17 protein-coding genes are annotated in these 23,973 nt (G+C 71.7%); 8 read left to right on the top strand and 9 right to left on the bottom strand.

Features of this window, described 5'->3' with window-relative positions; genetic code table 11:
* Positions 1-84 precede the first annotated feature (84 nt).
* Complete coding sequence (gene hspQ / locus DK412_RS10685; protein WP_109971939.1) at positions 85-450, top strand: heat shock protein HspQ; 366 nt, start codon at positions 85-87, stop codon at positions 448-450.
* A gap of 207 nt (positions 451-657) precedes the next feature.
* Here the strand turns inward: hspQ and DK412_RS10680 are convergent, their stop codons facing one another.
* Positions 658-1,404, bottom strand: coding sequence for an invasion associated locus B family protein (locus DK412_RS10680; RefSeq protein ID WP_109971938.1), 747 nt, complete (start codon positions 1,402-1,404; stop codon positions 658-660).
* Between the two features lie 304 nt (positions 1,405-1,708).
* Between DK412_RS10680 and DK412_RS10675 the strand changes: the two genes are divergently transcribed.
* A complete protein-coding gene (locus DK412_RS10675) occupies positions 1,709-3,085 on the top strand; it encodes an AMP-binding protein (RefSeq protein ID WP_245447557.1) in 1,377 nt (458 codons plus the stop codon).
* Positions 3,086-3,280: 195 nt separating this feature from the next.
* Positions 3,281-3,625, top strand: coding sequence for a hypothetical protein (locus tag DK412_RS10670; protein ID WP_093567539.1), 345 nt, complete (start codon positions 3,281-3,283; stop codon positions 3,623-3,625).
* Between the two features lie 98 nt (positions 3,626-3,723).
* Here DK412_RS10670 and recG read toward each other — a convergent pair whose 3' ends face one another.
* On the bottom strand, positions 3,724-5,838 hold the full coding sequence (gene recG / locus DK412_RS10665; protein WP_109971937.1) for an ATP-dependent DNA helicase RecG: 2,115 nt from the start codon (positions 5,836-5,838) through the stop codon (positions 3,724-3,726).
* A gap of 183 nt (positions 5,839-6,021) precedes the next feature.
* Here recG and DK412_RS10660 point away from each other — a divergent pair, with 183 nt between their 5' ends.
* Both DK412_RS10660 and mfd read left to right on the top strand, forming a co-directional pair.
* Positions 6,022-6,318 carry a succinate dehydrogenase assembly factor 2 gene (locus DK412_RS10660; protein WP_093567541.1) on the top strand — a complete coding sequence of 99 codons (297 nt, stop codon included), beginning with the start codon at positions 6,022-6,024 and terminating at the stop codon, positions 6,316-6,318.
* Positions 6,319-6,468: 150 nt separating this feature from the next.
* Entirely contained in the window at positions 6,469-10,071 is a 3,603-nt protein-coding gene (gene mfd / locus DK412_RS10655; protein ID WP_109971936.1) for a transcription-repair coupling factor, read from the top strand.
* Between the two features lie 98 nt (positions 10,072-10,169).
* Here mfd and DK412_RS10650 read toward each other — a convergent pair whose 3' ends face one another.
* The 3 genes from DK412_RS10650 to DK412_RS10640 all read right to left on the bottom strand — a co-directional run bounded on the left by DK412_RS10650 (position 10,170) and on the right by DK412_RS10640 (position 14,791).
* On the bottom strand, positions 10,170-11,246 hold the full coding sequence (locus tag DK412_RS10650; RefSeq protein ID WP_245447555.1) for a fatty acid desaturase: 1,077 nt from the start codon (positions 11,244-11,246) through the stop codon (positions 10,170-10,172).
* A gap of 297 nt (positions 11,247-11,543) precedes the next feature.
* Positions 11,544-13,643, bottom strand: coding sequence for a TonB-dependent siderophore receptor (locus DK412_RS10645; RefSeq protein ID WP_245447741.1), 2,100 nt, complete (start codon positions 13,641-13,643; stop codon positions 11,544-11,546).
* Between the two features lie 368 nt (positions 13,644-14,011).
* Positions 14,012-14,791, bottom strand: a complete 780-nt coding sequence (locus DK412_RS10640) for a DUF502 domain-containing protein (protein WP_109971933.1) — start codon at positions 14,789-14,791, stop codon at positions 14,012-14,014.
* A gap of 87 nt (positions 14,792-14,878) precedes the next feature.
* On the opposite strand from DK412_RS10640, the gene DK412_RS10635 reads away from it, so the two are divergent.
* Positions 14,879-15,778, top strand: coding sequence for a hypothetical protein (locus DK412_RS10635; RefSeq protein ID WP_109971932.1), 900 nt, complete (start codon positions 14,879-14,881; stop codon positions 15,776-15,778).
* A 90-nt stretch (positions 15,779-15,868) separates the two neighbouring features.
* Here DK412_RS10635 and DK412_RS10630 read toward each other — a convergent pair whose 3' ends face one another.
* From DK412_RS10630 to serS, 4 genes are all read right to left on the bottom strand, one after another.
* Complete coding sequence (locus tag DK412_RS10630) at positions 15,869-17,509, bottom strand: peptidoglycan DD-metalloendopeptidase family protein (protein ID WP_245447553.1); 1,641 nt, start codon at positions 17,507-17,509, stop codon at positions 15,869-15,871.
* A 164-nt stretch (positions 17,510-17,673) separates the two neighbouring features.
* Positions 17,674-18,381 carry a protein-L-isoaspartate O-methyltransferase gene (locus DK412_RS10625; RefSeq protein ID WP_348629384.1) on the bottom strand — a complete coding sequence of 236 codons (708 nt, stop codon included), beginning with the start codon at positions 18,379-18,381 and terminating at the stop codon, positions 17,674-17,676.
* Positions 18,378-19,139: a 5'/3'-nucleotidase SurE gene (gene surE / locus DK412_RS10620; protein ID WP_109971930.1), complete on the bottom strand. Its 762-nt coding sequence runs from the start codon at positions 19,137-19,139 to the stop codon at positions 18,378-18,380. Before surE ends, DK412_RS10625 begins: the two co-directional genes overlap by 4 nt.
* Positions 19,139-20,455, bottom strand: a complete 1,317-nt coding sequence (gene serS, locus DK412_RS10615; RefSeq protein WP_109971929.1) for a serine--tRNA ligase — start codon at positions 20,453-20,455, stop codon at positions 19,139-19,141. The genes surE and serS overlap by 1 nt, the downstream gene beginning before the upstream one ends.
* Before the next feature lie 213 nt (positions 20,456-20,668).
* On the opposite strand from serS, the gene argS reads away from it, so the two are divergent.
* Positions 20,669-22,426: an arginine--tRNA ligase gene (gene argS, locus DK412_RS10610; protein WP_109971928.1), complete on the top strand. Its 1,758-nt coding sequence runs from the start codon at positions 20,669-20,671 to the stop codon at positions 22,424-22,426.
* Positions 22,427-22,608: 182 nt separating this feature from the next.
* Entirely contained in the window at positions 22,609-23,973 is a 1,365-nt protein-coding gene (locus DK412_RS10605; protein ID WP_109971927.1) for an SPOR domain-containing protein, read from the top strand.

The raw sequence follows: 23,973 nt of genomic DNA, 5'->3' as shown, positions 1-23,973 counted from the left end.
CTTGTGCGCAGACCCTGCGCCGGTGCATTCCCGCCCCCGTGATCCTATGTGACGCCCATGCCTTCCGGACAGACCTCCTCCGCCATGCCCGCCCCGCAGCCCGACGCCGTGCCGTCCGGTGCGGTCATCCGCTTCGCCAAGTTCAACATCGGCGACGTCGTGCGCCACCGGATCTACCCGTTCCGCGGCATCATCTTCGACGTCGACCCGGTCTTCGCCAACACCGAGGAATGGTGGCAGGCGATCCCCGAGGAGGTGCGGCCGTCCAAGGACCAGCCGTTCTACCACCTGCTGGCCGAGAACCAGGACACCGAGTACGTCGCCTACGTCTCGGAGCAGAACCTCGTGCCCGACCGCTCCGGCGAGGCCTTGCGCCACGCCCGCATCGCCGAGATGTTCGAGCGCGACGACGAGGGCGCCTACCGCCTGCGGAGCGACGCGGCGAATTGAGCCTCGTGCCGGCGTCGCCGGCACGTCGAACCGCCCGCTCTCCAAACGATCCTCCGCGTCATTCCGGGGCTCGCTGCAAGCGAGAATCCGGGATGACGCGGACAGCGTGAGTCGGGTCGGCCAGGATGCAAGAAGGGCCGGGCGTCACCGCCCGGCCCTTCTTGCATCCGGTCGCGGGCCGTCCGGCCCGCGACGATGGCGTAACCCTTACTTCGCCGGAGCCGCAGCCGCCGGGGCGCCGCCCTTCTGCTCGAGCTGCTTGCGCATCTCCTCGGAGCGCTTCTCCAGCTCGGCCTGGAGCTTCTTCTGCTGCTCCTCGAGCACCTTCGGGTCGATCGGGGCGCCGTCGAAGGCCTTGCCGAAGCCGGTCAGCGGCACCGCGAAGGTGACCTCGCGCTGCATCTGGTTCTGCACGCTGACGTTCAGGGTCGTGCCCTTCTTCATCGCGTTGACCACGTCGTCCTTCAGGCCCGGCGCCTCGGCGAAGCAGCCGTTCGGGAAGCAGACGGCGTAGCGGCCGGGGGTCGCCTGGCCGGTATCGACCGCGAAGCGGATGCCAGGCTGCAGCAGCAGGCCGAGCGGCATCAGGAAGCGCACCACCTTGGCGCCCTGCGGGCCCTTCATGTCGTAGACGGCCACGGCCAGCACCGCCTGGCCCTGGTCGGAGACGAAGTCGCGGGTGGTGTAGCAGACCTCGTTGCCGCTGCCCTGGTCCTTGCCGCAGACCTTGGTCCAGTCGGCTTGGGACGGCTCGGGCTTCACCTGCACGACCATCGGGCCGGTCTGCTGGGCCTGGCCGGCGGGCGCCGCCGGGGCGGGCGCGGCCGGCGCCGGGGCGGCGGGCTTCTTGGGCTGGGCGAGCGCCGGGGCGGTCGCGAGACCGAGCCCGAGGCCGGCCAGGGCGAAGGCAATGGCGGCCTGGTTCGGGCGCGCGGGACGATTCGCGAAGAACATCAGGAGTGGACCCCTCAAACGGCAGGACGTCGGTGGCCTTGTGGCGCGCGAGACCCGCTCGGATGCGGGTGCGCCGGCAGCAAGCGGAGCGCGGCCGAAGGGCTCCGCCCGGCCTCCGGGGCGCCTGCTTTCCCCCGGATTGAGGCGAAGGCAAGGCCTCGGCCGCCGACCGCAGCGCCCCTTAGCCGATCCCTTCGCGGACCGCGAGGGGGCCGGCACGGTTAAAACGCCCTTAACCATGCGCGGGCAGGATGCCCGGTGCGGCAGGCGGACGAAGGTGGCGACGGTGGCGGCTCAGGCGACGATGAGACGAGACGACGCGTCGTCCCTCCCCGGTCCGGCGCGACCGGTCCTTGCCGATCCGGCGCGGGCGGCCCTCGCGGCCGCGGCACCGGCCTCCGAGGCTTCCCTCTCCATGGGGCTGGGCGCGCTGCTCGCCGCCGTCGCCGACCGGCACCCCGCCCGCATCGCCCTCGTCGACCAGGCGAGCAAGCCCGCCTGGTGCGGCCGCCCGGCCATCGCCTGGACCTACGCCGCCGCCCGCGAGATCGTCGCGCGGCTGGCCGAGGGGCTCCAGATGCTGCGGCTGCCGCCGCGGAGCCCCGTCGGCCTGTGCATGGCCGGCATGGCCGAGGCGCATCTCGCCTTCCTCGCCATCGAGCAGGCCGGCCACGTCCCCTGCCCGCTGCCGGTCACCTGGGACGAGGACCGCCTGCTCCAGGCCGTCGAGGCGGCGCAGATCCTCGCCGTCCTGACCCAGGGCGTCCTCGGCGCGGAGCGGCCGGCGGAGAAGATGTGCCGGGTCGCACTGCGCTACTTCCCCTTGCGCTTCGTCGCCGCCTTCGGGCCCTACGTGCCCGACGGGGTGCTCAGCCTCGACCAGGTCGTGCTCGACCACCGGGGCGACGCTGCGTCGCTCGGCACCGGACCGGCCGGCGGCCTCGTCACCTTCGCGGTCCCGGGGAGATCCCCGGGCTCCGCATCGGCCCGCCCGGCGGGTCCCCCGCCCGAGCCCGAGGGCCTCCCCCTGGCGGTGCGGCGCGAGGCCGAGGCGCTGACGGCCGCAGCCGCCGGCTGCCTGGTGCCGCTGCGGGTCGAGCCGGGCGAGCGGATCCTCAGCCTGCTGCCGCCGAGCGACCTCAAGGGCCTCGCCACCGGCCTCGCCGCCGCGCTGCTCGCCGGCGCGACCCTCGAATGCCATCCGGTCTTCGACGCGGGCGCCCTCTCGGCCGCCCTCGACCAGCCGGTGCCGACCCATCTCGTCGCCCCGGCCTGGATGGAGGCGGGGTTCGCCCGCACCACCGTGCCGGGCCGGCTGCGCACCCTCGCCTACGTTCACCGGGCGCCCTGCCGCCTCAGCTCCCGCCTGCCGGGCCGCTCCGGCGTGGTCGACATCGTGGCCTTCGACGAGGTCGCCCTGCTTTGCGGCCGGCGCGACGCCCAGGATGTCGGCCTCGTCCTGGCGGCCCCGGAGCGGGCCGCGCTCGCCACCGAACGCGGCGGCCTGATCCAGCTGCGTCGCGACCCGGACGGGCGCCTGAGCTTCCGCGGGCGGGCCTGCGCCGCCCGCATGTTGCGGCGCGGCATCACCCAGGACGAAAATCCCGACGGCTGGATGGAGTCGCGGTTCCGCGCCTCGCTCTTCGCCGGGGTCGCCACCGCCGTCGCGGAGATCGCGTAGCACTCGATAAATTTTCCAGCCCGTTTCGCATCTGCGAAAACATCAGGCGCGCCAGTCGTTTGACGGCTCATGGCGGGGTCCGTGCCGGGGACGTCGGGCGGCTTTGCCGGTGTGGGAGCGGTGAACCTTCGTCGGCTCACAGCGTTACTGCCCCGGTGCCTTCACGAGAGGCACGCGATCGGCTAACGCTTGACCATGGGTGCGCTGCAAAAAGTTCTCGTCGTCGACGATGGCCACCGCGCCGTCGACCGGGCCCTCTCCGCCGAGCTGGCCGAGCTGGGCTATGCCAGCGTCACCGCCTCCCTGGAGGCGGCGGACGACGTGCTGGCGATGATGCCGCGTCCGGCGGCGGTGCTTCTGCACGTCCCGCCCCGCGATACCGGCGGCGCGTTCCGGATGCTGTCGGAGCGCCTGCGCGAGCAGATGCGCGGCGCCGGCGTCCCGGTGATCGAGGTCGACGCCGCCGGCCAGCAGACCGGCGCTCCGATCGACCTGCAGAGCCGCATCGGCACGCGGGTGCTGAACGAGCCGGAATTCTGAAACAGGGCTGCCGGGATCCCGGGTTCCCTCGACCTCGCCCTGAGGTCGTGTTCGGGACCACGGCATTCTCCGGCCGGCCGTAGGCCGGCCGCGCGCCCTCACCCCGCCTGCAACAGCTTCACCGCCGCATCGCGCTCGAACAGGTAGAGCAGCGCCCGCAGGGCGTGGCCCCGCTCCGTCTTGAGCCCGGGATCGCGCTCGACGATCAGCCGGGCGTCGTCGCGGGCCGCCACGAGCAGGTCGCCGTCCGCCTCCGGCCGGGCGAGGCGGAAGGCGGCCAGCCCCGACTGGCGGGTGCCCAGCACCTCGCCCTCGCCGCGCAGGCGCAGGTCCTCCTCGGCGATGCGAAAGCCGTCCTCGGTCTCGCGCATCATCTCGAGCCGGGCCCGGGCGACCTGGCCGAGCGGTCCCTTGAACAGGAGCAGGCAGGTCGAGGCGCCGGATCCCCGGCCGACCCGGCCGCGCAGCTGGTGCAATTGCGCCAAGCCGAAGCGCTCGGCATGCTCGATCACCATGACGGTGGCCTGCGGCACGTCCACGCCGACCTCGACCACCGTGGTCGAGACCAGGATCTTGGTCTCGCCGCTGACGAAGCGCTCCATCGCCTCGTCCTTGTCCTTGCCCGGCATCTTGCCGTGGACGAGGCCGACCGCCTCGCCGAAGCGCTCGCGCAGGGCCGAGAACCGCTCCTCGGCGGCGGCGAGATCGACGTATTCGGATTCGGCGACGAGGGGACAGATCCAGTAGACCCGGTCGCCCTTGGCGAGCGCCCGTTCCAGGCCCAGGGTCACCTCCTCGATGCGGTCGGTCGAGACCAGCACCGTCTTGATCGGCTGGCGCCCGGCCGGCTTCTCGTCGAGGACCGAGACCTCCATGTCGCCGAAATAGGTCAGCGCCAGGGTGCGGGGGATCGGCGTCGCGGTCATCACCAGGATGTCGACCGCCTCGCCCTTCCCCCCCAGCGCCAGGCGCTGGTGCACGCCGAAGCGGTGCTGCTCGTCCACCACCGCGAGGCCGAGGTCGTGGAAGGCCACGTCGTCCTGGAACAGCGCGTGGGTGCCGACCACGATATGAATGCTGCCGTCGGCGAGGCCGGCCAGCGTCGCGCGCCGTTCCGCCGCCCGGTCGCGGCCGGTGAGCAGCGCGAGCCTGAGGCCCGCCTCCTCCACCATCGGCCGCAGGCGCTCGGCGTGCTGGCGGGCCAGGATCTCGGTCGGCGCCATCATCGCCGCCTGACGCCCGGCCTCGATCGCCGAGGCCATCGCGAGCAAAGCCACCGCGGTCTTGCCCGAGCCGACATCGCCCTGGAGCAGGCGCAGCATCCGCCGGTCGGAGCCCATGTCGCCGCGGATCTCGGCGAGCGCCCGGGTCTGCGCGCCCGTCAGGCCGAACGGCAGGGCCGCCTCGATCCGCCGCGACAGCGTCCCGTCGCCGACATTGGTGCGGCCCGCCGGACGGTGCATCCGGCTGCGCACCAGCGCCAGGGCGAGCTGCGAGGCGAGCAACTCGTCATAGGCGAGGCGCCGGCGGGTCGGGGTCTTCAGGTCCTCCTCGGTCTCGGCAGCCTCCGCCGGGCGGTGCTCGGTGCGGAGCGCGTCGGCGAAGGCCGGCCAGTCCTGGCGGTCGAGCCACGACCGGTCCTGCCATTCCGGCAGGGTCGGCAGCCGGTCGAGGGCCGCGACCGCGAGCTTGCCGATCGCCCGCGAGGTCAGACCTTCCGTGGCGCCGTAGATCGGCTCCACCGCCGGCAGGTCGGCGAGCCCCTTCTCGTCGAGGATGCGGGAGGGATGCACCATCTGGCGAAAGCCGTCCCACAGCTCGATCCGGCCGGAGACGTAGCGATGGCTGCCGAGCGGCAGCATCTTCTCGATGCGGGCGCGGGGCAGGTTGAAGAACACCAGGGTGATGTCGCCGGTCTGGTCCTCGACCAGCACGCGGAACGGTTTTCGCCCGCCCATGGCCTGCGGCGGGCGGTGGGCGACCACGGTCACGCCGAGCGTCACCGGCTCGCCGGGCGGCGCCTCGGCGATCGAGCCGCGCAGCTGCCGGGCGATGCCGCGCTGGGGCAGGTGAAACAGCAGGTCGACCACCCGGGCCGGCCGCTCCGGCGTGCCGACGAGCTTGTCGATCAGCACGGCGACCTTGGGACCGGCCCCCGGCAGCACGGTGGCGGGGGCGAACAGGGGATCGAGCAGGGAGGGACGCAGCGACATCGGGGCGGGAGCGGATGGGGATCGGGGGCTCTATACACCACGGCGCCGGATCTGCGGGCCTAAGGATGCCGCATCCGACAGGGTCGCATGATACGCCTCACGCCCCATATCCGGGCGAAGGGTTTCGCACCCGCGCCCCGGACGGTAAAGCCGCACCGGACCAGCCCGAGGAATTGTCTCGCGATGACCGGCACCACCCGCACCAGCGCCGACCTCGATCCGCGCCGCCGCCGCACCCTCTACCGCTCCTGGCACCGGGGCACCCGGGAGATGGACCTGATCATGGGCCGCTTCGCGGATGCCGAGATCGGCACGCTGACGGAGGAGGAGCTCGACGATTTCGAACTCCTGATCGAGGTGCCGGATCGCGACCTCTTCCGGTGGATCACCGACGAGGTCGAGGCGCCGTCGAACTACGATACGCCGGTCTATCGCCGGATGAAGGCGTTCCACCAGCACGGGGCGCCGGTGGATCTGTGAGACCGGTTTCAAGGTGAGGCGCCGGCCCTGAACCCTCCCCCGCAGAGGGGGGAGGGTTTTGCCCGCCCCTTGTCCTGAGGCGCTGCGCGACACACGAAAAAAATCTCCTGCGCGAGCAGACCCTGCTGAAGACTTGAACAACAAGACCCGATGGCCAAGCCTGCTCCCAAGCCTCCCGCCCCGCCCGCCACTCCCAAAAAGCCCCCGGCCGCCCGCTTCGCCCTGCCGAAATCCGCGGCCCTGACGAGAGCCGTGGAGGCGCTGAAGGCCGGCGACAGCGCGACGCTGGCGCGCGTGCCGGACGGGTTCGACGCCCTGGTGGTGGCCGACCTCGCCCGGGCGCTGTCGCAGGTCTCGGAAGGGCCGGCGGTGCTGGTCCACGTCGCCCGCGACGGCACCCGCTCGGCCGCCTTCGCCAGCGCGCTCGCCTTCGTGGCCCCCGAGATCGAGGTGATGAGCGTCCCGGCCTGGGACTGCCAGCCCTACGACCGGATCTCGCCGAATCCGGCAATCGCGGCGCAGCGCATGACGGCGCTCTCGCGGCTCGCCCGCACCCGCTCCTCGGCCGAGAAGCCGCGCATCCTCACCACCACGGTCAACGCCCTGGTGCAAAGGGTGCCGCCGAAGTCGCGCATCGCCGTCGAGACGTTCTCCGCCGCCCCCGGCAATGCGCTGGACACCGACCAGATCGTCGCGTGGCTCGAAGCGAACGGCTTCCTGCGCACCGGCACCGTGCGCGATACCGGCGAATACGCGGTGCGCGGCGGCATCATCGACCTCTCCCCGCCCGGCCTGGCCAACCCGGTCCGCCTCGACTTCTTCGGCGACACCCTCGAGTCGATCCGTGCCTTCGATCCCGAGACCCAGCGCACCATCGGGCAGCTCCGCTCCCTCGATCTCGTTCCGATGAGCGAGGTGCAACTCACCACCGAGACGATCCGGCGCTTTCGCCAGGGCTACGTCACCACCTTCGGGGCCGCGACCCGTGACGACCGGCTCTACGAGACGATCAGCGAGGGGCGGCGCTACGCCGGCCTCGAACACTGGATGCCGCTGTTCTACGACCACCTCGACACGCTGTTCGACTACGTCGCCGGCGTGCCGCTGATCCTCGACCATCAGGTCGACGACGCGGTGGCCGAGCGCCTGTCCCAGGTGCAGGAATACTACGACGCTCGCTGCGAGGCCCTGAAGGAGCGCCAGAGCGGCACCGCGCCGTACAAGCCGCTGAAGCCCGACGCGCTCTACCTCTCACCGAACGAGTGGGCGAAGCGCATCGACGGGGCGACCGTCGCCCGCCTCGCCCCCTTCGACGTGCCGGAAGTGACCGGCCGCCGGCTGATCGATTGCGAGGGCGTGCCCGGCCGCAGCTTCGCGCCGGAGCGGGCGCAGGAGGGCGTCAACGTCTTCGACGCGGCGGTGACCCATGTCCGCGACCTGCAGGGCGCGGGTCACCACGTCGTCCTGGCGGCGTGGTCGGAGGGGTCTCGCGACCGGCTCTGCGGCGTGCTGACCGAGCACGGCCTGCCGAAGCCGAAGAGCATCACGCGCCTCTCCGACATCCTGGCGATGAGGCGCGGCCAGGATATCGGCGTCGCGGTCTGGGGCCTGGAGGCGGGCTTCTCCGCCGGCCAGCTCGCCGTGGTGGCGGAGGGCGACATCCTCGGCGACCGGCTGGTGCGGCCCAAGCGCAAGGCGAAGCGGCCCCAGGACGTGATCCTGGAGGTGCAGGCGCTCGCCCCCGGCGACCTCGTGGTCCACGCCGATCACGGCATCGGCCGCTTCGTCGGCCTCAAGACCGTGACGGCGGCGGGTGCCCCGCATGACTGCCTGGAGATCCAGTACAGCGGCGGCCTGCTGCTCTTGCCGGTCGAGAACATCGAGCTCCTGACCCGCTACGGCTCGGAGGATGCCGAGGTCGCCCTCGACAAGCTCGGCGGCGGGGCCTGGCAGGCGCGCAAGGCCAAGCTGAAGCGCCGGATCATGGAGATGGCCGGCGCCCTCATCAAGGTCGCGGCCGAGCGCTTCCTCAAGTCGGCGCCGAAGATGGCGCCGCCGGAAGGGACCTACGGCGAGTTCGCCGCCCGCTTCCCCTACGAGGAGACCGAGGATCAGGAGGCGGCCATCGCCGCGACGCTGGGCGACCTCACCTCCGGCCGGCCGATGGACCGGCTGGTCTGCGGCGATGTCGGCTTCGGCAAGACCGAGGTGGCGCTCCGCGCCGCCTTCGTCACGGCGCTCTCCGGCAAGCAGGTGGCGGTGGTGGTGCCGACCACCCTGCTCGCGCGCCAGCACGCCCGCACCTTCGAGGCCCGGTTCAAGGGCCTGCCGGTCAACGTCGCCCAGGCCTCCCGCTTCGTCGGCAATGCCGACCTGAAGAAGGTCCGCGAGGGGCTGGCCGACGGATCGGTCGACATCGTGGTCGGCACCCACGCCCTGCTCGCGAAGAACATCGCCTTCAAGGATCTCGGCCTCATCATCGTCGACGAGGAGCAGCATTTCGGCGTCGCCCACAAGGAGCGGCTGAAGGCGCTGAAGGCGGAAGTGCACGTGCTGACCCTGTCGGCGACGCCGATCCCGCGCACGCTGCAGCTCGCGATGACCGGGGTGCGCGAGCTCTCGATCATCGCGACGCCGCCGGTCGACCGCCTGGCGGTGCGCACCTTCGTGATGCCGTTCGATCCGCTCTCGATCCGCGAGGCGCTGCTGCGCGAGCGCTACCGCGGTGGCCAGGCCTTCTACGTCGTGCCGCGCATCGAGCACCTGGAGGAGGTCAAGCGCTTCCTCGACCGCGAGGTGCCCGAGGCCAAGGTCGCGGTGGCCCACGGCCAGATGGCGGCGGGCCAGCTCGAGGACGTGATGACGGCCTTCTACGAGGGCCAGTACGACATCCTGCTCGCCACCACGATCGTCGAATCCGGCCTCGACATCCCGACCGCCAACACGCTGATCGTCCACCGCGCCGACATGTTCGGCCTCGCCCAGCTCTACCAGCTGCGCGGCCGGGTCGGCCGCTCCAAGGCCCGGGCCTACGCGCTGTTCACGACGCCCGAGGGCAAGACCCTGACGGTACAGGCGGAGCGGCGCCTCTCGGTGCTGCAATCCCTCGACACGCTGGGGGCCGGCTTCCAGCTCGCCAGCCACGACCTCGACATCCGCGGCGCCGGCAACCTGCTCGGCGACGAGCAATCCGGCCACGTCAAGGAGGTCGGCTACGAGCTCTACCAGCAGATGCTGGAGAGCGCGGTGGCGGCGCTCAAATCCGGCAACGCGCTGCCGACCGACGAGCAATGGTCGCCGACGATCGCGCTGGGCGCTCCCGTCACGATGCCGGAGGATTACGTCGCGGATCTCTCGGTGCGCCTCGGCCTCTACCGCCGCCTCGCGACGCTGGAGAGCGACGGGGAGCTGGAGAGCTTCGGCGCCGAGCTGATCGACCGCTTCGGCCCGATGCCGCCGGAGGTCGAGCAGCTCCTGAAGATCGTGACGATCAAGATCCTGTGCCGCGAGACCAACGTCGAGAAGGTCGAGGCCGGCCCGAAGGGCATCGTCATGCATTTTCGCGATCGCGCCTTCGCCAACCCGGCCAAGCTCGCCGGCTACATCGCCGACCAGCGCTCCTTCGCCAAGGTGCGGCCGGACATGAGCGTGGTGTTCATCCGTGACCTCGCCACGGTGGCCGAGCGGCTGAAGGAGACCACCGCCATCCTGCGGGACCTGGTGAAGCTGATCACGAGGAAGAAGGCGGCGTGACGAAAAAGGGGACGGACCCGAGGCCGTCCCCTTCCGAATTGCAAAGTGCCGTACGAGCGTGGCTCCATTCGGGAGCCGCTTATCGAATGAAGCCCGTGTCAGGCGGCCTGGAGCGTCCGCAGGCCCGAGAACCCGATCAGCTTGCGGGCATCCTCGTCCCAGAGGGCCAGCCCGAGGCAGCGCAGGCTGTCGCGCAAAGTCAGCCGGCCGACCTCGCCGAGGGTCGCGTGGCCGTCCAGGCATTCCTGGAGGCGGTAGTTCGGGATGCGGCTGTTCACGTGGTGGATGTGGTGCAGGCCGACATTGCCGGTGAACCATTGCAGGATCGCCGGCAGGACGTAGTACGAGCTGCCGCCGAGCGCCGCGCGGTGGAAGTCCCAGGCTTCCGGCCCCTCCCAGACGGTCTCCTCGTACTGGTGCTGGACGTAGAACAGCCAGCCGCCGATCCAGGCGGCGACGCTGACCACCGGCAGGAGCACCCAGAGCACCGGCCCGATCCCGCCGACCGCGACGGCGAGAGCGGCCACCATCGCGGCGAGCGCGAGGTCGAGGGCCAGCACGTCCCGCCACGCGGTCCGCCAGGGCAGGCCGGCGCCGAAGGGAAACCGGTGCAGCACCAGGAAGTTGAGCGGCGAACCGAGGACGATCAGGATGAACGGGTTGCGGTAGAGCCGGTAGCGCAGCCGCTGCCAGCGCGACAGGGCGAGGTATTCGCGCACGGTCAGCGTGTGGATGTCGCCCGTGCCGCGGCGGCTGAGATCGCCGGTGGAGGCATGGTGGAGGGCGTGCGCCCGCTTCCAGCTGTCGTAGGGGGTCACCGTCAGGAGGCTCAGGCACCGACCGAGGGCATCATTGGCACTGCGCGAGGGCAGGAACGAGCCGTGTCCGCAATCGTGCTGGATGATGAACAGCCGGACCAGCAGGCCGCCGGCCGGAACGGCGAGCGGAAGAACCCAGAGTTCATGGCTCTCTGCCGCCGCCCAGAGCATGAGCGCGCAGACCGCCAGGTACGGCAGGAGGGTGTTGGCTAGCTGCCGGAGGGCGAGCCGCGGAACGGGGTCCCGATAGGCCGCGCAGTGGCGGGCGACCTCGCGCGCGAGCGCCGCGACGTCGATCCGGGACGCCTCTGTCTCGGTCCGGCTCGGGGCGGCAGGGTTCGTCGTGCTGTCTGTCACGGTGAGTCGGCAATCCTGTCTGCTAATCAGTCGCGCGCGATGGATCTCGACCCGGTGTGACATCCGTGCGCCGCGGACGGATGGTCTCCGGCAGCGCCGAACCCGGGTGGGGTGATCCACGATCGAGGAAGAGGGGCAGAGGCCGGCCGGGCCGCTGCTGGGTGGGGCGATCCCCATAGCATCAATCGCGCCGGCAGGGAGGCCTGACCGCGCGACGGATGCCGCGGCATGGTCGTCCCGGCCGGCCCGCGCTTGGCCGGCCGACGGGGCGGAGGCCCCGCCCTCAGAACCGCGCGATCACCACCGCGCGATCACCTGCACCCGCACCGTGCGCGAGGCACCCGGCGTGATGTTGTTGTTGGCATCCGCCGTCGCGATGTAGCGCCGGTCGAACAGGTTCTCGATGTTGACCTGCGCCCGCACCCCCTCCGACACCTGGTAGAACAGGCCGAGATCGAAGCGGGTGACGCTCGGCAGGCGCACGGTGTTGTCGGACGACGCGAAGGTGTGGGTCTGGTTGATGACGCCGATGCCGACCGCGAGCTCGGGCGTGATCGCGAACTTGTTCCACAGGGTGATGGCGTTGAACGGCACCAGCGCCACCGTGTTGCCGGCGCGGATCGCGGTCGAGCCTGAGCTGAAGTTGCTGACGATCCGGGCGTCGGTGAAGGCGTAGCCGCCGGCGATCTGCCACCAGTCGGTGACGAAGCCGTTGGCGCCGATCTCGGCGCCCTTGGTGTTGGTCTGTCCCGTCGTCAGGAAGTAGCCGGGCCGGTTCGGATCGGCGAAGCGCTGGTTGTAGCGGTCGAGGTCGTAGAGCGCGGCGGTGAGCTGGAGCACCGGCGACACGTCCCACTTCGCGCCGATCTCGCGGTTCTCGAACCGCTCCGGCACCGCGATCGAGAGGCCCGGAGTCAGGGAGGAGAACTGGTCGCCGGCCGAGGGCAGGTAGGAGACGCTGTAGCTGCCGTAGAAGGAGAGGTTCTCCCACGGCTTGACCACGAAGCCGGCCCGCGGCGAGACCAGGTCGTCGATTCGCGCGGTCGTCACCTGCGTGCCGCGGTCGGTCGCCGAGAAGTCGAAATGGTCGTAGCGCAGGCCGGCGATCAGCTGGAGGTGCGGCGAGATCTCGATCTGGTCCTGCACATAGGCTGCGGCGAGGCCGAGGTCGTAGCGGCTGTTGTTGCCGCCGTTGTAGCGGAAATTCACCGGCACCCGGGAGACCGGCGAGAGCGGGTTCACCACCAGCGAGGTCGTGCCGGTGGTCGAGAAGAAGCCGTCCTGCCGGAAGGCGAGGCCGGTCTGGTAGCCGAGCTCGAACCCGCCGAGCAGGGTGTGGCCGAGCGGGCCGGTGGCGAACTTGTAGGTGAAGTCGTTCTGGCTGAAGTAGTTCGTGCGCGGCGTGGCGTTGTTGTAGGCGCTCAACGTCATGCTGTTGCCGGCGGCGTTGACGGCGCTGCCGGGAAAGACGTTCTGGTAGAACTTGTCGTAGTCGGCGAAGCGCAGCTGGCTGTGCAGCTGCACACCGGATTCGAAGCGGTGGTCGAGGGTCGCGGTGGCGATGTTCGCGTCGACCCGGGCGTAGCTGAGGTCCGGATTGCCGAAGAAGGTCCGGGTGTTGTCGCGGTAGCGGTAGGGCCGCCCGAACTGCGAGGGGATGCCGCGATCGGTGACGCGGTCATCGTGGAAGTACTCGTAGGAGAGCTTGAGCGTGGTGTCGGGCCCGAGCACCAGCGTGCCGGTCGGGTTGATGCCGTAGCGCCGGATATGGCCGAAGTCGCGGTAGGTGCCAGTATCCTCCACCACGCCGTTGAGGCGGAAGAAGGCGCTGTCGGAGAACCGGTCGCCGATGTCGAGGGCGAGGCGCTTGTTGTCGAAGGCGCCGCCTTGCGCGACGATCTCGCGGACCGGCACGCCGTCGGCCTCCTTCAGCACCCGGTTGATGACGCCGCCGCCGCCGCCGCGGCCGAAGATCATCGCGTTGGGGCCCTTCAGGACCTCGATCCGCTCGATATTGTAGAGATCGCGAAAGTACTGGACGTCGTCGCGGATGCCGTTGACGTAGAAATCGGCGTTGGAGCGCTGGCCGCGAATGACCACGTCGTCGCGGTTGCCCTCGCCCTGGTGCGGGATCACGCCGGGGACGTAGCGGATCGCCTCGGTGAGGCTCTGGAAGCCCTGGTCGCGAATCTGCTCGCGCGTCACCACGGTGACCGATTGCGGCGTGTCGATCAGCGGCGTGTCGGTGCGGGTCGCCGAGGCGGTGCGCCGGGTGAGGTAGCCGACCGTGTCGCCGCGCCCTGCGGTCCTCGCTCCGGCGACGTCGATGGTCTCGAGGGCGACCTCGCCCTCGGGCGGGGCGGGCTGCTGCGCGAGGGACGTGGCGGGAGCCAGCATCGTGGTGGCGAGCAACAGGGTGGCGCGGGCATGCGCGGCCGGCTTCGTCATGGCGGATCGTCCGAGAGATAGAGCTGTCGCTTCGCGAGGGGCGCCCTGTTCTCGCGAGACCTTGCCGCCTTGGCAGCCGCACACCGCCTGCGCAACGGCGTGACTGTTGGAAACAAACAGCCCTTGTTTTTATCTGTTATAAGATGAAGTCGTGATCCGTCGCCGAAGCGCTTGAACCTGCTGTGTTAGCGCCAGCGACTTGCAATCGTTCAAAGAAGCGTGGCCGTACCGAACCAGCCTGAATGTTGCCGAAATGCATCATGCCGGGTCCGCCTTCGTATCCGGCGGATTACCATGCGTGTCCCTGACGTGGAGGTTCAGGCGTCCAGGCGGTCCCGCGCCGGCATCGTTGCCGCGCCGGCCGGGGTGGGTCCGACTTGCGCGGCTCGCAGGCCGGCGGCCATCGCCTGCAGGCGGGTCTGCGGGTCCTCGGGCTGGATCACGCCGGCCGACATCACCAGCTTGGCGGCGTCGTCGACGCTGATCGACAATTCGATCACCTCGGCGCGGGGCAGGTAGAAGAAGAAGCCGGTGGTCGGGTTCGGGGCGCAGGGCAGGAACACGCCGACGTGGTCGTGCCCGGATCCGAGCGCCGTCTGCACGTCGGGCCCGGCCGGGGCCGACAGGAACACGATCGACCAGGTGCCCTTCACCGGGAACTCGACGAGGCCGACGGTGCGGAACGAGGTCCCGCTGGTGGAAAAAAGCGTCTCGAACACCTGCCGCAGGCCGCGATACAGCCCGGAGATGACCGGGGTTCGGGCGAGCAGCACCTCGCCGAACTCGACCACCGAGCGGCCGACGAGGTTGGCGGTCAGCGCGCCGAGGGTGGTCAGCGCCACGAAGGCGATGACGAGGCCAAGGCCCGGCACGCTGAACGGGAGGTAATGGTCCGGCAGGTAGGCCGAGGGCACCAGCGGCTTGACCCAGCCGTCGATCAGGCTGATGCACCACCAGGTGATGTAGATCGTGATCGCCAGGGGGCCGGCGACGATCACGCCGGTGAAGAAGTAGTTCCGCAAGCGACCGCGGACGCTGACCCGCTTGCGGGTGCCCGGCGGGTCCGGATCGGGGATCAACGGCGAGGTTTCCGACACGATCTGCGATTCTCGACCCGGGCAGGCGCCCCCTGCCCCCGAAGAGGTAGCGGTTTGCTGCGCTGCGCTCAAGGCGGGGAAGACCCTTTGTCGGTCCGGCCTTCGACGGATCCGGCCGCCCTCCGGGCGGTCCTGGCACGGGCGCTCGCCGATCCGGCGGTGACCTGGAGCCTCGGCGGCTACGGGGCGGGCGCCACCTTCCGGCGCGATTCCGATGAGGCGGCGGAGCCCCCGCACGGCGGGCGCCCCGGCCTCGTCACGCCCCGCGGTGCCCTGATCCTGGCGGGGGCCGACACCCTCGTGCCGGTGGCCTACGAGACGGCCTTCGATGACGAGTCCTGGAGCCAGGCCCTCGCGCTGTGCCGGCCGCTTCCCGACCTGCCGCCCTGCCCTGCCCCGGGCGTGAGCGAGTGCGGCCCCGACGACGCGGCGGCGCGGTCCGAGGATCGCGATCGCGTGCTGTTCTGCCTCGGACTGCCGTCGCGCCAGGTCCGGCTCCTCGCCCGGGTGCGCGGCGCCGCCATCCCGATCTTGCGCGCCGCCTGCGGCCGCCCGGCCGACGCCGCCCTCTGGGAGCGCCTGTCGGCGCTCGGGGCGACGCTCGTGGCGGCCTCGGACCGCGTCCGCATCGAGGTCCGCCTGCCCGACGCGCATCCGGGGCCGCGGGCGCAGTGGTTCGACAAGCTCCTGCGCCAGGGCCGCCTGCACGCCGCCACCGCCCCGATCCCGGCGGGCCTCGCCCCGGTGATCCACCTACACCCGCCCCATCCGCTGACGGAGGGCGGCTACGACCGGGACCGCCACGCCGCGTTCCAGGACTGGCTGGCGCGCTGGGGGGATCCGGCGCTGGTCGCGCTCAAGGCCCGCATCCTCGCCGGGGAGACCGTGGCTCTGCCCGGGACGCGGGCGGCGCGGGCCGCGGTCCGGGTTGGGTTGGCGCAGCGGCGGTGTCTCGCCGCGGACCGGCCCGCGCCGACGCCTCCCTGAACGCGAGAAGGCGGGACGCTCGCGCGCCCCGCCTCCCCTCCTCGATCGGTTCGAACTCGGTTGCTCGCCAGGTTCAGTTGCTCGCCAAGTTCAGTTGCTCGCCAGGTGCGGCACCGGATCGACCGGCGTGGCCCCTTTCCGGATCTCGAAATGGAGCTGCGGCGAGGTGACGTTGCCCGACGCGCCGGACTTGGCGATGGTCTGGCCGCGCTTCACCTTCTCGCCGGGCCGCACGTCGATCTCGCCGTTATGGGCGTAGGCCGAGACGTAGCCGTTGGAGTGACGCACCAGGACCAGCTTGCCGTAGCCCTTCACGTCGCTGCCGGCATAGGCCACGGTGCCCTCCTCGGCGGCCTTCACCGGGGTGCCCTCGGGCACCGCGATGTTGATGCCCTCGTTGCCGCTCGAGCCGTAGCCCGAGATCACCCGGCCGCGGGCCGGCCAGCGGAAGCTCGATTGCGGATCGGGCGCGGGCGCCGCCGGGGCGACGGCCGGAGCCGGGGCCGGCTCGGGCGCCTTCTCGGGCAGGGCCGCGACCTTCACCGGCTTGACCGGCTCGGGCTTCGGCGCGGGCGCGGGCTTCACCTCGGCGACCTTCTTGACCTCGGGCTTCGGCGCCTCGGCCTGCTTCGGCTCCGGCTTCTTCACCTCGGCCTTGGCCTCGACCTTGGTCTCAGCCTTCTTCGGCTCGACCTTGTGGATCTCCGGCTTCTTGGGCTCGACCTTCGCCTCGGCGACCTTCCGGACCTCGGGCTTCGCCTTCTCGACGACCTTCGGCTCCGGCTTCTTCTCGGGCGCCTTGGCGGCCTTCGGCTCGGGCTTCTTGGCCGCGACGGTCTCCTCCTCGTCGTCCTGCTGGCGCACCGCCACCTTGGCGACGGACTTGGATTCCGGCTTGGCCTCGAACTTGGCGGCGACCTTCGGCTCGGGCCGCTGCGGCTTGGCGGCGACCTTCTCCTCGTCCTCCTCGCGCGGCTCGGGCTTGCGGTGGTTCAGCTTGGCGGCGCGCTCGGCGGCGGCGGGCGCCACCGGTTTCGCCTCGGCCTGGCCGGGGCGGGCATGGGGCTTGCGGACCGGCTCGGGGGCCGGTTCCGGCTCCGGCTCGCGGCGCGGAGGCTCGCGGCGCACCGGCTCGGGGCGGGGCGCGACCTCGGCGACCCGGCGCACCGGCTCGGCAGGGCGCGTCTCGGCGACCGGCATCCGCGGCGCGGGCGCCGCCGGGACGGTCCGGGCGCTCATCGCGGGGGCGCCGCCGGCGTGGTAGACCGGGATCACGATCTGGCGGCCGGCGGTGACCTGCGAGGCGCTCGACAGGCCGTTGGCCTGGAGGATCGCCGCCGAGGGCACGCCGAAGCGGGTCGACATCTGGTTCAGGCTGTCATTGGCGCCGACCGTGATGGTGGTGCCGCCGGCGGCCGACCAGCCGGCCGGACCGCCGGTCACCGGGGCCGCCGCGGCGACCCGCGGCGTCTGCACCGGGGTCGAGACCTGACGGTTCGAGAGCGGTGCGGCGGCCAGCGGGGCCGAGAGCGGCCGCGACTGGATCGGCGTCGAGCGTACCGCCGGCGCCACCGCCCCGCCCTCGGGCAGGCTGCCGGTGGCCCCCGGATCCCCGCTCGCACTCGATGAGAACGGGTTCGAGAACGGGTCGAGCCGCACCGCATCGGTGCTGCAGGCCGCCGAAGCGCCCCCGATCAGCCCGATGAGGGCGAAGCGCGACAGCGCCCGCATCCCCTTGCCTGTCCCGCGTTCCGGCATCGACGCACCCGTACATCCACGCAACCGTATGATGTGGATTCAAAGCGGATTCAGGTTAAGCTTCCGTTGCGGGGCGGTTGTTTGCCTTCACGCTGAGGGCTGGATTCCGGCCTAGGCGGGGTGGAGTGGCGGCCCGGTCAGAGAGTGGCCGCGAGGCCGGGCGTCAGCGGGCCGATGCGCAGCGGCGTCTCGCGCACCTGCCGCCAGGGGCCGTCGGCCTCCTGCGCGATGGCGACGAGGCGGGGCCCGGCGGGGGTGCCGAGCGCCCCGACGAGGCGCCCGCCCGGGTTGAGGCGCGCGATGAGGGCCTGGGGCAGGTCGACGAGCCGGCCGTTCACGAGGATGCGGTCGAAGCTGCCGGCCTCCTCGGGCGGTGCGCAGCCGTCGGCGAGCCCGACCATCGCGGCGCCGAAGCCGAGCGCGTCGAGGCGCGAGCGGGCGTTGCGGGCGAGCGTCGCGTAGCGCTCCAGGCTGACCACCTCGGCGGCGCCGAGACGCAGCAGCAGCGCCGTGGCGTAGCCCGAGCCGGTGCCGACCTCGAGCACCCGCGCCCCTTGCGGGTTCAGCGCCGCCAGCATCGTGGCGATGACGCTCGGCGCCGTCATGGTCTGGCCGCAGGGCAGCGGCAGGGCGAGGTCGCGGCGGGCGAGATCGCGGAAGGCGAGCGGCGCGAAGGCCTCCCGCGGCACCCGCTCCATCGCGCCGAGCACCGCGGCGTCGCGCACCCCGCGGGCGCGCAGGCCCAGCACGAAGGCCGCGGTCTCGACCGCGCCGGACGCCGCCTCGGCGTCCTCCCGTCCGGACCCGTCCGGCGCCTCCTCGTGGGTCACATCGACTTGGGTCACGCCAGGGCCTGGGCGAAGCGCGTCAGCGTCGGCTCGTCGGTGAGGTCGAGGCGCAAGGGGGTCACCGAGATCTTGCCGTCGGCGATCGCCTTCAGGTCGGTGCCGTGGCCCGGCTCGAACCGTGCCTTGGCGAAGGCGAGCCAGAAATACGGGTTGCCGCGCCCGTCGACCCGCTCGTCGATCGCGAGCAGCGCCTGGTTGCGCACGCCTTGCGCCGCCACCGCGATGCCCTTGACGTCGTCGGGCTCGCAATCCGGAAAATTGACGTTGACGAGGATGCCGGGCTCGATCCCGGCCTCCAGGATGCGCCGCACCACCGCGGCGCCGTGCTTCGCCGCCGTGTGCCACTTCACGTTGGCCCGCCTGCCGATGCCGTAGGCCTGGCTCAGCGCGACCGCCTTCACGCCGAGGATCGTCGCCTCCATGGCGCCCGCGATGGTGCCCGAATAGGTCACGTCCTCGGCGACGTTCTGGCCGCGGTTCACGCCCGAGAGCACGAGGTCGGGCCCGTGCTCCTTCAGGATGTGGCGGATGCCCATGATGATGCAGTCGGAGGGCGTGCCCTTCACCGCGAAGCGCTTCTCGCCGGCCTGGCGCAGGCGCAGGGGGTCGTTCAGCGACAGCGAGTGCGACACGCCGCTCTGGTCGGTCTCCGGCGCGACGACCCAGACGTCGTCCGAGAGCTCACGGGCGATCTCCTCCAGGCAGCGCAGGCCCGGCGCGTGGATGCCGTCGTCGTTGGTGACGAGAATGCGCATCACCGGTGTCCTTCGATGCGGTTGAGCCCGCCCATGTAGGGCGCGAGGGCCGACGGGATCGTGACGCTGCCGTCGGGGTTCTGGTAGTTCTCCATCACGGCGATCAGCGCGCGACCGACCGCGACGCCCGAGCCGTTGAGGGTGTGGACGTAAGCGACGCCCTTGCCCTCCTTCGGGCGGTAGCGCGCCTCCATCCGGCGGGCCTGGAAGTCGCCGCAGACCGAGCAGGACGAGATCTCGCGATAGGTCTTCTGGCCCGGCAGCCAGGCCTCGATGTCGTAGGTCTTGGCCGAGGCGAAGCCCATGTCGCCGGTGCAGAGCGTGACGACCCGGAACGGGATGTCGAGGCGCTTCAGCACGGCCTCGGCGCAGGCCAGCATCCGCTCGTGCTCCTCGGTCGAGCGCTCCGGCGCCGTGACCGAGACGAGCTCGACCTTGCTGAACTGGTGCTGGCGCAGCATGCCGCGGGTGTCGCGGCCCGCCGCCCCGGCCTCGGCCCGGAAGCAGGGGGTGAGGGCCGTGAAGCGCAAGGGCAGCTCGTCCTCGGCGAGGATCGACTCGCGCACGAGGTTGGTGAGCGGGACTTCCGCCGTCGGGATCAGCCAGCGGTTCGGTGCGCCGCTCTCCTGCGCCATCTCGGGCGAGCCCTGGACCGCCGCGAACTGATCGTCGCGGAACTTCGGCAGCTGGGCGGTGCCGAACATCGCCTCGTCGCGCACCAGGAGCGGCGGGACCACCTCGGTATAGCCGTGCTCAGCCGTGTGGAGGTCGAGCATGAACTGGCCGAGCGCCCGCTCCAGCCGGGCGATCTGGCCCTTCAGCACCACGAAGCGCGAGCCGGAGAGCTTCGAGGCGGTCTCGAAGTCCATCAGGCCCATGGCCTCGCCGAGCTCGAAATGCTGGCGGCCCTCCTGGGAGAGCCCGCGCCCCCCGAAGCGGCTCCTCTCGACGTTGTCGTGCTCGTCGCGGCCCTCCGGCACGTCCGGACCCGGAATGTTCGGGATCGCCGCCAGGCGCTCGGCCAGGGCCTTGCCGGCAGCGTCCGCCGCGGCGTCGAGCGCCGGCGCCTCCTCCTTCAGCCGGGCGACCTCCGCCATCAGCGCTTGGGCCCGCCCCTCGTCCTTCGCCTTCTTGGCCGCGCCGATCTCCTTCGACAGGGCGTTGCGCTTCTCCTGGGCCGCTTGCGCCGCCGAGATCGCCGCCTTGCGATCGTCGTCGAGGCCGATCAGCGCCGAGGCGAGCGGCTCCAGCCCGCGGCGCGTCAGGCCCTTGTCGAAGGCGGCCGGGTTGTCGCGGATGGCCCGGATGTCGTGCATGGCGCGGTCCGAATCGTATTTCTCAGGGCGCCGGAGGGTCCGGCGATGACGCCAGGACGCTTTGCAGCATCGGCCCGGCGGCGACAAGGGAGGAGCGGAACGCCCGCTCGAACCGCCCCGCTTGCAGCCGCCCGCCCCGCCGTGAGAAGAGCCCCGCGCCTGAGCGCGGCTCACCCCCGCCTCCGGCCCGAACTTTGCAGAACTGGTCAACGCATGAACATCTTCGCCGCCTTCGAGGCCCGCATCGGCGAGGCGCTCGAGACGCTCACCCGCGCCGGCACCCTGCCGGAGGGGCTGGACCGCGCCCGCGTCGTCGTCGAGCCGCCGCGCGATCCGAGCCACGGCGACCTCGCCACCAACGCCGCCCTAGTGCTGGCGAAGGAGGCGCGCACCAACCCGAAGGCCCTGGCCGAGGCGCTCGCCGCCGAGCTGCGCCAGGATCCTCGCGTGACCGACGCCGCGGTCGCCGGGCCGGGCTTCATCAACCTGCGGCTCGATCCAAAAATCTACGCCGAGGTGGTGCGGGCGGTCCTGCGCGAGGGCGAGGCCTACGGTCGCGGCGCGCCCATGCCGGGCGGCGTCAACGTCGAGTACGTCTCGGCCAACCCGACCGGGCCGATGCATGTCGGCCACGGCCGCGGCGCGGTGTTCGGCGACGCCTTGGCGAACCTCCTGGTCGCCGCCGGCCGCGACGTGACGCGCGAGTACTACATCAACGATGCCGGCGCGCAGGTCGACGTGCTCGCCCGCTCGGCCTTCCTGCGCTACCGCGAGGCGCTCGGCGAGACGGTGACGATCCCGGAAGGCCTCTATCCGGGCGACTATCTCGTGCCGGTCGGGCAGGCGCTGAAGGAGAAATACGGCGACACGCTCCTCGGCCAGCCCGAGAGCGAGTGGCTGGCGCCGGTGCGCGACTTCGCCATCGACCGGATGATGGACCGCATCCGCGAGGACCTCGCGGCGATCGGGATCCACCACGACGTGTTCTTCTCCGAGCGCACGCTCCAGGAGGGTGGCAACGGCGGCGCGGTGGCGGCGCTGATCGCGGACCTGCGTGCCAAGGGCCTCGTCTACGAGGGCCGGCTGCCGCCGCCCAAGGGCCAGCTGCCGGAGGACTGGGAGGATCGCGAGCAGACCCTGTTCCGCGCCACCGCCTTCGGCGACGACATCGACCGGCCGCTGCTCAAATCCGACGGCAGCTTCACCTACTTCGCCTCGGACATCGCCTATCACCGCGCGAAGGTTGAGCGCGGCGCCGTCGAGCTGATCGACGTGCTCGGCGCCGACCATGGCGGCTACGTCAAGCGCATGCAGGCGGCGGTGAAGGCGGTCTCGGACGGAAAGGCGGTCCTCGACGTCAAGCTGTGCCAGCTGGTGCGGCTCCTGCGCGGCGGCGAGCCGGTGAAGATGTCGAAGCGGGCGGGCGAGTTCGTCACCCTGCGCGAGGTGATCGACGAGGTCGGGCGCGACCCCGTGCGGTTCATGATGCTCTACCGCAAGAACGACGCGACGCTCGATTTCGACCTCGCCAAGGTGGTGGAGCAGTCGAAGGACAACCCGGTCTTCTACGTCCAGTACGCGCATGCCCGCGCGGCCTCGGTGTTCCGCCAGGCTCGCGAGGCGTTCCCCGACCTCGACCTGTCGCCGGCCGCGCTCGCGGGCGCCGACCTCTCGGGCCTGACCGATCCGGGCGAGCTCGAGATGATGCGCCTGATCGCCCAGGTGCCGCGGGTGATCGAGGCGGCCGCCGCCGCCCACGAGCCGCACCGCGTCGCCTTCCACCTCTACGAGCTGGCCAGCGCGTTCCATAGTTTCTGGAACAAGGGCAAAGACTTGCCGCAATTACGGTTTGTTAATCAAACCGACAGAAAGTCCACCGAGGCGAGGCTGGCCCTCGTCGCTGCCCTGAAGGGTGTGGTCGCGTCCAATCTCGGGATCCTCGGCGTCGGTGCGCCCGACGAGATGCGCTGAGGCTTCGCCCCGGGGACCGGAGCGCGACCGGACGTCGCGGTATGCCGCAAGGTGATGCCGCGGCGTGACGCGAGCGATGGGATCTGACGGCCGCCCTTCCCATATCGGGAGCGGCGGCCGGTGCCGCCGAGCCGGGCCCGAGCGCGGTGAGGTGACGCGAGGGTGAACAGGATGGTGCTGCCATGACGACCAATGCTTCCCGGGTTCCCGTCGATTACGACGGCTACGAGCAGGATCGGCAGCCGGCTCCCACCCGCCAGGGTCATCCGGGCTCCCGGCCCGACCCCCTCGCCGAGCTCGCCCGCATCGTCGGCCAGGACGATCCGTTCCGCGCCCTGCTCGAGGCCAAGGAAGCCAAGGAGGCGACCCGCGCCGCCGAGCCGCCGCGCGGCCGCGTCGAGCCGGTGATGCCGAGCTACGGCGAGGCGCCCTCGCCCGAATCCGGGCTGTCCGCCACCCGCGCCGAGCCGACCCTCGGGGCGCCGATGCCGGCGCATACCCCGGCTTCCGCCTTCAACCAGTACCTCGCCGCGGTCGAGCGCGAGACGGATTCCGAGCCGGCGCCCGCCGCCGAGCCGGAGACGAACCCCGAGCCGCGGCCGCGGGGCCGTCGGCGCATCGCCCTCGTCGGCACGGCGCTCGGCATCGTCGCGGCCTCGATCGGCGGGGCGCTGACCTGGAAGGCCTTCCACCACAGCCGCTCCGGCGCGCCGATCCTGGTGGTGGCCGACCAGACGCCCCTCAAGGTGGCGCCGCAGAATGCCGGCGGCGTCGAGATCCCGGACCAGAACAAGCAGATCTACGAGCGCACCGCGACCGCGCCGGCCAAGGACGGGCAGATCCGCATCGTCAACCGCGAGGAGCAGCCCCTCGACGTCAAGCAGGCGGCCCGCTCGCTCGCCGCCGAGGCCGGCGCATCGGCGACGCCCGCAACCCCGGGCAACGCCCTGACCGAATCCCTCGGCGAGCCGCGCCGGGTGCGCACCGTCTCGGTCCGGCCCGAGCCCTCGCCGGCCGAGGCCCAGCGCGCGGCCCAGGCCGCCGCGCAGGCCGCCCAGGCCCCCGCGGCCTCGCCGATCCCGACCATGACCCTGCCGAGCGAGGCGACGGGCTCGACCCCGGCGCCGGTCACCCCGCGCGGCCCGCGCACCGTCGCGACCGCCCCCGCGTCCCGCACCCCGATCGCCGAGGCGCCCGCCGCCGAGACCCCGGTCCCCGAGCCGCGGCCGAAGCCGGTGCAGCGCGTCGCTTCCGCCGAGGCGCCGACCACCACCCAGGCGGTGCCGACGCCCCAGGCGCCGGTCGGCGGCTTCTCGGTGCAGCTCTCGGTGCGCGCCACCGAGAAGGAGGCCGAGGTGGCGTTCCGCCAGGCCCAGGAGCGCTACGGCGCCGTGCTCGGCGGGCAGTCGCCGCTGATCCGTCAGGCCGAGGTCAACGGCAAGTCGATCTACCGCGTCCGCGTCGGGCCGATGGCGAAGGACAGCGCCGACAGCCTGTGCGGCAAGCTCAAGGCCGCGGGCGCCGCCTGCTTCGTCGCCAAGAACTGA

This window comes from Methylobacterium sp. 17Sr1-1 (genome assembly GCF_003173775.1).
Classification (GTDB): Bacteria; Pseudomonadota; Alphaproteobacteria; order Rhizobiales; family Beijerinckiaceae; genus Methylobacterium.
The sequence above is the reverse complement of the archived record's forward strand: the minus strand, read 5'-3'. Positions and strand labels throughout refer to the sequence as shown.